The sequence below is a fragment of the Acetobacter okinawensis JCM 25146 genome, assembly GCF_000613865.1.
GTDB classification, from domain to species: Bacteria; Pseudomonadota; Alphaproteobacteria; order Acetobacterales; family Acetobacteraceae; genus Acetobacter; species Acetobacter okinawensis.
This window is the reverse complement of record NZ_BAJU01000008.1, coordinates 79,052-88,170: the sequence shown is the minus strand read 5'-3', so window position 1 is coordinate 88,170 and position 9,119 is coordinate 79,052. Positions and strand designations below refer to the sequence as shown.

At 60.7% G+C, this 9,119-nt stretch carries 4 protein-coding genes and 3 pseudogenes; 6 read left to right on the top strand and 1 reads right to left on the bottom strand.

The genetic code is table 11. The annotated features are described in order from the left end of the window. A partial coding sequence (locus tag JCM25146_RS05890) for a metallophosphoesterase family protein (protein WP_025826572.1) occupies positions 1–991 on the bottom strand: 991 nt, incomplete at its 3' end. Positions 992–1,274: 283 nt separating this feature from the next. Between JCM25146_RS05890 and JCM25146_RS17580 the strand changes: the two are divergent. From JCM25146_RS17580 to JCM25146_RS05860, 6 genes and pseudogenes are all read left to right on the top strand, one after another. Then, a pseudogene (locus JCM25146_RS17580) lies at positions 1,275–3,357 on the top strand (FUSC family protein). Between the two features lies 1 nt (position 3,358). Continuing rightward, the gene (locus JCM25146_RS05880; RefSeq protein WP_025826570.1) at positions 3,359–3,559 is read left to right on the top strand and encodes a DUF1656 domain-containing protein; all 201 of its coding nucleotides are present in this window, start codon (positions 3,359–3,361) and stop codon (positions 3,557–3,559) included. 15 nt (positions 3,560–3,574) lie between these two features. After that, positions 3,575–4,535 (top strand): annotated as a pseudogene (locus JCM25146_RS17575) (efflux RND transporter periplasmic adaptor subunit). Between the two features lie 48 nt (positions 4,536–4,583). Further along, on the top strand, positions 4,584–5,342 hold the full coding sequence (locus JCM25146_RS05870) for a DUF2807 domain-containing protein (RefSeq protein ID WP_025826568.1): 759 nt from the start codon (positions 4,584–4,586) through the stop codon (positions 5,340–5,342). Positions 5,343–5,394: 52 nt separating this feature from the next. Continuing rightward, a pseudogene (locus JCM25146_RS17570) lies at positions 5,395–8,735 on the top strand (efflux RND transporter permease subunit). A gap of 83 nt (positions 8,736–8,818) precedes the next feature. After that, positions 8,819–9,055, top strand: coding sequence for a DUF3297 family protein (locus JCM25146_RS05860; protein ID WP_025826566.1), 237 nt, complete (start codon positions 8,819–8,821; stop codon positions 9,053–9,055). The last annotated feature ends 64 nt before the right edge of the window (positions 9,056–9,119 follow it).

The following is a 9,119-nucleotide window of genomic DNA, read 5'->3' as shown; positions in this document are numbered from 1 at the left end:
CCACCCCTGCAGCAAGCCCCGGCGCACCGGACAGGCGCAGGCAGGTCAGGGCGCTGCGGAGGCGGCGCTCGATCAGACTTTCGTAAAGAGCAAGATCCTCCACCCCCAGCATGCCGCTGACTTCCAGCCATGCCAGAATGGTCTCTGGCTGTTCAGGAGCTATGGCGCGCACCCTGCTTTCCAGCGCCTCTATGTCCGCGCCACTGGTCAGCACCACATTCTCCAGCTTGCGCCAGATAAAGCGCCCCGTTCGGTGCGTGCTCAGCCGCGGGGGGGATGTGGGGCCATCAAACGCTGCCACCACACACTCACCTCCACCCGCACCCCCTGTGCCAAAACGGTCCACCTCTGGTGTACCCGCATAGACGGTGCGCGCGTTGATCTGACGAAACCCGTGCCAGTCCCCCAGCGCCAGATAGGCAAGCCCGGCCTGCTCCGCCCGGTCTATGGCAATGGGGTTATGTTGTGCCTCGTCCTCATTCCCAAACCCCACAACCGAGCCATGGGCCACTCCAATGCGCAGGGCGCCTTCAGGCGTTGGAGCATCGTTCATGTAAGCCGTCAGGTCGGACAGGGTGTGCCGCCGCTGCAAAACGGCGGGCAGCAGCCACGCCTGCCCCCCTGCATCCAGCGCTACGGGGGCGGGGCTCAGGTGCAGCCTGACGTTATCGGGTACAGCGTTATCCCGCAGCAGACGGGTCCACACCCCCTGTGGAGTATGGGCGTCATGGTTCCCCGGAATAAGGTGCCAGGTGATATCGGCAAACTGGCGCATACGCTCCATGGGCTGGCGCAGCGTGCGCTCGGACGGGGTTTCGTGCTCATACACATCCCCTGCCACCAGCACATGGGTGGCTCCCTCCTGCCGGGCGAGCGCGCCTATGCGGCCAATAACATTCAGCCGTTCGGCCTGAAGTGCGCCCAGTGCCTCGTCATCCACAAAGCTGAAGGTTCGGCCGATCTGCCAGTCGGAGGTATGCACAATTTTCATACACACTGTTGTGCCCGCTCCCCCAATGGCCCGACAAGATGGAATATGGCATGACATCAGCCACAAACCTGCGCACATCAACAACTATGGGCGGCACAGGGGCGGGGTGGGTCTAGCAGATTGTGGTTTGTGGGGCTGGCAGGTCAGGTCTGCCACGCGTGTAGTGCAAGGCCCGGATTGGGGCAGAACTTTCCCTAACATTATATTTTATTTTAATATACGCCCGACAATCCGGATTCGAGACATCCTCCTGCTCAGTGGCCACAACAAAAGCAGACCCAGAATGACCGCTGAGAAAACAGCTTTCATGCATCGCCCCGGCTGGAAGGGGTGGTTCCTCCAGCTTCCACCCTCGGTTTTTTCTCCGGGGTGGTTCCTGTTCTGCCTGCGTACATGGCTATCCGCCGTGCTGGCGCTGGGGACGGCATTCTGGCTCCAGCTTTCCTCCCCCGGTACGGCGGCGGTTACGGTCATGATTCTGGCCCAGCCCTTGCGCGGGCAGGTGCTCTCCAAAGCGCTTTACCGTCTGGCGGGGACCATTATTGGTGCGTTTGTGGCCCTGTTCCTGACTGCCTGCTTCAATCAGGAGCGTGGGGTTTTTCTGGGCGGGGTCGCTTTGTGGCTGAGCCTGTGCACCATTGTAGGCACGCTGGAGAGGGATTTTCGTGCTTATGCCGCCATGCTCTCGGGCTATACGGTCGCCATTGTGGGGATCAGTTGCATTGATAACCCGGCCGCCATTTTTGATGTCACGGTCAACCGCGTGTCCTGCATTGTGGTGGGCATTGCCTCCACTGCTGCGATCAACGATATTTTTGGCTCACCCACCGCATTTGAAAAACTGACCGCCAACCTGCGCCGCACGTCGGATATGGTGCGCCGCATCGCCAAGGATGCACTGGCCGGGCACAGCATCCCAGACAGCATGGCCTGCGCAGGGCTTGCGGGGGAAATTATTGCCCTGACATCCCAGATATCCTTCGCCAAGACCGAACTGCCCGATGCGCGGCTGCGGCTTGCGGGAGCACGCTCGGCCATGGTGGCACTGCTGGAAATGCTCTCGTGCAGTCAGGCCATTGCCCTTGTCCTGCGCAAGGGGGAGGTCTCCGATGCCGTGCTCAAACACATCCGCGATGCCTTTGGCGATGGCACGCCCGTAAACTCCCCCGCACAAGCCGTGCATGACCTTGAAGACCTTGCGCGTGAAGCCCATGAGAACGAACTCTGCCTTGGCCCAACGCTGGATGAGGCATGGCTGATCGAACGCTCCATGGCCGTTCTGTCCGACACCCGCTGGGCTGTGGATGGCATAGACGCCTTTGAGCACGGCCAGCGGGCACGCACGCAGGCCCCTGAACTTAAAATTGAGCAGCATGATGACGTAATTGCCGCCCTGCTCAACGGGTTACGCACACTTATCGGTTTTTCCATCGCGGCGGGGCTGTGCATTATCTCCGATATTCCAGCCACGTATTCCGCCCTGTCGCAGGTGGCCATTATCCTGACCCTTGCAGCAACAACCTACAATGTCCGTGGCTTTGGCATGGGGGCTCTGCTGGGTACGCCGCTGGCCATTATTGTGGCGGCCGTGCTCAACTTTGGCATTCTGCCCAAAGGGGCGGACATGCCTTTTCTGGCCATGGCCATTATTCCTGTCGTTTTTGGCGGCTGTCTGCTGCTCATACACCCCAAGACGGCAACCATCGGCTTTAATGCCGGGGTGTTCTTCTTTGTCATCCTTGGCGTGGCAAACCAGCAGAATTACGAGCCATCGGCCTTTATTGACCGCAACGTGCTGTACCTGTTCGCCGCGATCATGATCTTTATCTCGCTGGTGCTCCTCCTCCCCCCTTCGGCCTCACGCAGGCGGTTCCGGTTGGCATTACCATCGGGCATGACCTTCTGCTCCAGTTCGAAGGGCATGGCGAGCAGGCAGGCTCCGCCTGATCAGCCGCCACTATGACCGGCTGTGCCGTATTCTGGAGTGGAACCGCTACCTGCCCGCCAACAAGGCGCGCCAGCGTGTTTTTGCCCGCCTTGCCAGTCTGGACGCGCTCAACCTTGAACTGGCGCGCGCACGCCGCCACCTGCAACGTGCCGCGACCATTCCCGCCATTCGGCTGGATGCGGAATCCGCCTACCGTGCAACCATCATCTACAACGTGGATGCGGCACTGGTACGCATGCGCCACAAGGCCCGCATTCTGCTTGACCACGCCATTGGCCTGCCACACGGGCAGATGGCCACAGCCCTTGCCGCCGTATCCGCCATGGTGGGCGCCATTCGCCTGCTGGAGCACAACCGCTCCGCCCTGCACCTGTATGACCTGCTGCCCATACCCGACCAGCAGTGGAAGGCACGCTGACATGGAACTCCAGCCTGTTCTCGATATTGGCGGCCTGCTGGTGTCCTCCTTTGTGGTGCATGCGGGGCTGGCCATTGCCACCTTGCTGGCACTCAACCCGCTTTTGGCTAAGGTTCGCGCACGCCGTGTGGTCTGGAACCTGCCGCTGGCCGAATTTGGCATTCTTATTGGCCTTATCGGCCTTTACACCATCCTGCTGTGAAAGGGCTTTTCCGCCGTGTTTGAACGTGCGCGCCGCCTTCTGCAATTCATCACCACCGGCATTATTCTGGCCATTGCGGCCGTGGTCTGCTTTGTGCTGTGGGATTATTACACCGCCGCCCCCTGGACCCGTAACGCAGGTACGCGTACAGGTGGCCGATATTGCGCCGCGCGTGTCCGGCCAGATTATCGACATCAAGGTCCGCGACAACCAGTTTGTCCATGCTGGCGATATTCTGTACGATATCGACCCGTTCGACTTCAAGGTGAACGTCGCCTCCGCCACAGCCGTGGTGAACGAACGGCAGGCGGAAATGGTGCTCAAGGCCACACAGGAATACCGGCGTAACAACCTGACCGACGCCGCCGCATCCCGCGAGGAAAAACAGGTCTACCAAGCCACGGCGGAAGTGGCCAAGGCACAGTATGCCGCCGCCATGGCCGCTCTCTCGCAAGCCAACATCAACCTTGACCGAACCCATGTCCGCAGCACTGTAACCGGCTACGTGACCAACCTGATCATGCGTGTGGGGGATTACGCCACCACTGCCAAAGCCAATATTCAGGTCATTGATGCCTCATCCTACTGGGTGGATGGATATTTTGAGGAAACCAAGATCCGCTCCATCCACATTGGCGATCGCGCCCGCATGGACCTGATGGGGTACCGCCAGCCCATGTGGGGGCATGTCACCAGCATTACACGCGGGATTGCCACCCCCAACGCAACCCCTTCCACTCAGGGTCTGCCGTCGGTGGACCCGGTCTATACATGGGTGCGTCTGGCACAGCGTATTCCCGTGCGGGTACAGATTGACAGCATCCCCCCCGGCACCCAGTTTGCCGCAGGGATGACAACCACCGTGACCATTGTGGGCAGCAAGGGCAAACGCGCCCATGACTCCCTGACCGAGGCGCTGAACAGGCTGCGTGACGCCCTTATGGGTGGCACGGGCGGGAGCGGGCAGCGGTATTAAAACACGCAAGTATGGACGCCCGGCCCACAGGCTGGCACAAACACAGGCATGCAGCATTCCTTTGCCCCGTTCCGTTTTGCATCTGCGCTGTGTGCTCTGGGCCTGTGCCTGACCACCGCCGCCCATGCCCGCAGCATACCCGGCCAGCGGGTGCAGGTGAGTGCCCCCTGCCTGAGCACCTTGCATGTTGTGACCGACAGCGCGCTCTCCGGCGCGGTTGCGGTTCCAGGCACATGGCCAGCGGGGCTGCAAGGTACGACTGCGGCTGACGGCACCATAACCCTGTCACAGGCAGGGTGCCCACGCGGGCAAAGCCTTGAGCTACACACCCCCTCCTCCATGCCGCTTGCCATAGACAGCCCGCAGGCTACCCACATTGTCATTGATGACCGCAGTGGCCCCATGTCCATTCAGGCAGGGTCGGGCGGGCTGGATGCCGGAAGCACCGGAGCAATTGACCTTGCCACGGACGCCTCCGGCCCTATCCACATTGGCAGGCTTGCAGGCGCCGCCCGCCTGCGCTCCACCACATCGGCCCCCATAACCATTGACCAGATTGATGCCCCGGCCCTTGCCGTCTACCTTGCAGGCACGGCAAGCCTGAATGCACCGTCGGGAACACTCAAGGCGCTGGACATCAACAACACAGGCAAAGGCCACGCCAGCTTTGGCGGTACAACAGGTGTTGCCGCCCTGCATGTGCAGGGGGATGGTGGCATTAGCGTGCACAAGGCCACTGGCACACTGGCAACCGAGCGGGACGGCAAAGGGCGCATAGAGGTCAACCTGCCCCAGACCACCCCCTAGAATCAGCAGGACCACGCCCCCACTCCCCCCCTCCAGCACAGCCAGAGGAGCCATGCCGGTGTCTTTTAGTCGGCTGTTTATCATGCGCCCCGTTGGCACAACCCTTATGGCGGTTGCGTTTATGGTGGCGGGTCTTTTTGCCTACCGTGCCATGCCGGTGGCAGACCTGCCCAATATTTCCGTCCCGGTCATTTATGTTATTGCCTCCCAGCCCGGCAGTTCACCCCAGCAGTTGGCCAGTGCTGTTACCACACCACTGGAGCGCAGACTTGGCCAGATTGCGGGTGTGAGCAGCATGCGCTCGGACACCACGGACTCCAGCGCGTTCATCCTGCTGTTTTTTGATGACAACCGGGACATCAACGGTGCTGCGCGTGATGTGGAGGCCGCCCTACGGGCCGCCCGTGCGGACATGCCCCACACACTTCTGGACCAGCCGCAATATTACAAGGCCAACCCGTCGGACAGCCCGATCATGGTTGCCGCCCTTAGTTCCCCCACCCGTAACGTGACCGCCCTGCGCGACCTTGGGGAGACACACCTCAAACCCATGCTGGCAGGGGTCAAGGGGGTTGGCTGGGTGGATGTTGTGGGCTCGGACAAGCCCGCCATCCGGGTGGAGGTCAACCCCCAGCTGCTCTACCAGTATGGCATCGGGTTTGAAGACGTACGCTCGGCCCTTGCCTCGGCCAACGCCAACACGCCCAAGGGGTTTATAGAAACCGGGGGCCAACGGCTGACGCTTGAAACCAACGATCAGGCACACAGCCCCGAGCAGTACCGCGATCTGGTCATTGGCTACCGCAACAACCGGCCCGTGCAGCTAAGCAGTGTGGCCACCGTCCGCTCCGGCCCGCAGAATGAGCGCACGGCAGGGTGGTTCAACAAACAGCCCGCCGTGCTGGCTATTATCCGCGCCCAGCCGGGCAGCAACGTGATTGAGGTCACAGACGCCATACGCGCGCGCGCCACACTCCTGCGCAATGCCCTGCCTGCGGATGTGGCGTTTACACTGGTATCGGACCGCTCGGTCTCCATCCGTGGTGCGCTGGAAGACACGCAGGAGACCCTGCTGGGTGCGGTGGCGCTGGTCGTGCTGGTTGTTCTGGCGTTTTTGCGGAGCTGGCGCTCCACCTTTATTCCCGCCATTACGGTACCTGTCTCGCTCGCGGGGTCTCTGGCCTTCATGCACCTGCTGGGCTTTTCGCTCGACACGCTCTCTCTCATGGCACTGACCATTGCCACCGGCTTTGTGGTGGATGACGCCATTGTGGTGGTAGAAAACATCGCCCGCCATATGGAGGAGGGCATGAGCCGCATGCAGGCCACCTTGCAGGGCGCGCAGGAGATCGGCTTTACCATCCTGTCCATCACCATTTCGCTGATTGCGGTCTTTCTGCCGCTGCTGCTGATGGGGGGCGTTGCGGGCAAGGTCTTTTTTGAATTTGCCATGACGCTGACCATAGCGGTCTCGGTATCGTTTTTTCTGGCCATATCGCTCACCCCCATGATGTGTGCGCATTTTCTGGAAGTGCATGGCCCGGACCAGCCAGCCGCCGCCAAAACGGCCAACCCGCTGGTCCGCGCAGCGCATCTGCTGGCCGATGGTACGGATTATGCACTGGCCGGGATGATGCGCCTCTACCGCACCACGCTCGATGGCGCACTGCGCCACCCGTGGCTGACACTGCTCTCCCTCCCGCTCACTCTTGTCGCCACCGTCGGGCTGGTTATCATTATTCCCAAAACCATTTTGCCCGCAGAAGACATAGCCCTTTTGCAAGGCTACCTGAGCGTGGACCAGACATCCTCCTTTTCTGCCATGTCGGCCAAAACACGCATGGTGCTTGACGCCATGCAGGCGGCACCGGGGGTGGAGGGAGTCATTGGCTTTACCGGGGAGGACGCGGCAAACGAGGCGGAAGTGTATGCCCAGCTCAAACCCAAAGGGCAGCGCAGCCAGACACCGGAGGCCATTGCCGCCCATATCCAGCAGGCCGTACACAACATACCGGGGCTGAGCACCAGCATTTCCAACGCGGGCGATATTAACGGCGGTGGCCAGCGTGTGCATGAAGGTGCTTACAGCTTTGTTTTTCGGAGCGAAAACGAGGCCGATATTGACCAGTGGGTCCCCCGCCTGACCGAGGCCTTGCGCAACAGCAGTATCCTGAGCGGGGTCAGCAGCCACACGGTGGGGCATGGCATGGCGCTGCACGTGCGCATCAACCGCGACAACGCAGCACGCTACCAGATTACTCCGCAGCTTATTGGCAATGCCCTGTACGATGCGTACGGCCAGCGCACGGCGTCGAGCATTTCCACCCCGCTCACCACCTATTACGTTATTATGGAGGTGCAAAAACAGTTCCGCGACAACCCGGAAATGCTCAAGACCCTCTGGGTTTCCACCGCTGGCGGCACGGCATCGGGGGCTGTGGCCTCCAACACCATACGGGTGCGCAAACCCACCGATTCCACAGATGCTCGGAGCGACAACCTGTCCGAGCAATCCTTCCGCAACGCTATTGCCAACCGGCTGGCGGGCGGTGGAGCCGGGGCCTCCAACGGCTCCGCCGTTTCCGCCTCGACGGAAACCATGGTGCCCCTGCCCACGCTCTCGCGCATTGTCAGCGCACCAACCCCACTCCAGGTCAGCCACGAGAACGGGTTTGTCTCGGGCGCGCTCTCCTTTGACCTGCCCCCCGGCCACTCCATAAGTGATGCGGAAGCCGAAATCCGCAAAACCATGCGTGACCTGCACGCCCCCGAAAGCCTGAAAGGGGATTTTTCGGGCGAGGCAGGCGACCTGCACAAAAATCTGGTGAACGAGGCACTGGTGTTTGTGGCCGCCATTGCCACCATGTACATCACGCTCGGCATTTTATACGAAAGCTACATCCAGCCCCTGACCATTCTCTCCACCCTGCCTCTGCCGCTTTTGGCGCGGTGCTGACCTTGTGGCTGTCTGGCCAGCCGTTCTCGCTTATCAGCATGATTGCGGTGATCATGCTGGTCGGGATTGTAAAGAAAAACGCCATCCTGATGATCGACTTTGCACTCAACGCCGAACGCAGCCAGAACCTGAGCCCGCATGACGCCATAAAAGCTGCGTGCCTGACCCGCTTCCGCCCCATTCTCATGACCACTATGGCTGCGGCCTTTGCCGCCATACCCATGATTGTGGGCCGCGGCTACGGGGCAGAACTGCGCCTGCCACTGGGCATTGCCATTCTGGGCGGGCTGGCGACCAGCCAGTTGCTCACCCTGTATTCCACGCCTGTTGTCTATCTGCTCATGCACAGGCTGGCAGCTTTTGGGCGCAAGAGCGGGGCATGGCTCCAGCGCAGGCTGGCACGTAGGAGCCCAACACGGCCCAATACCGCGCCATAACACGGTTCAGCCTGCATGGCCTTTCTGCTCAAAAGCTTTTAAAACACGGTTCGAACACCCATTTTACCAAGGAAGTTTCTGTTATGTCCGATGCAATGCCTGACCGTCTTTCCGTCAACCCGAACAGCGAATTCTACAATGAAGCCCTGCTCGAACGCGGCGTTGGCGTGCGCTTTAAGGGCGTGGAAAAAACCAATGTTGAGGAATACTGCGTCAGCGAAGGCTGGGTTCGTGTGGCTGTTGGCAAGACCGTTGACCGTCGTGGCAACGCGCTGACCATGAAGCTGAACGGCCCGGTTGAAGTCTGGCTTAAAGACTGACCTGCCGCCAGAACATGGCACACTGACAATTAAATACTTTATTTAATTGTCAGTGTTTGGAATA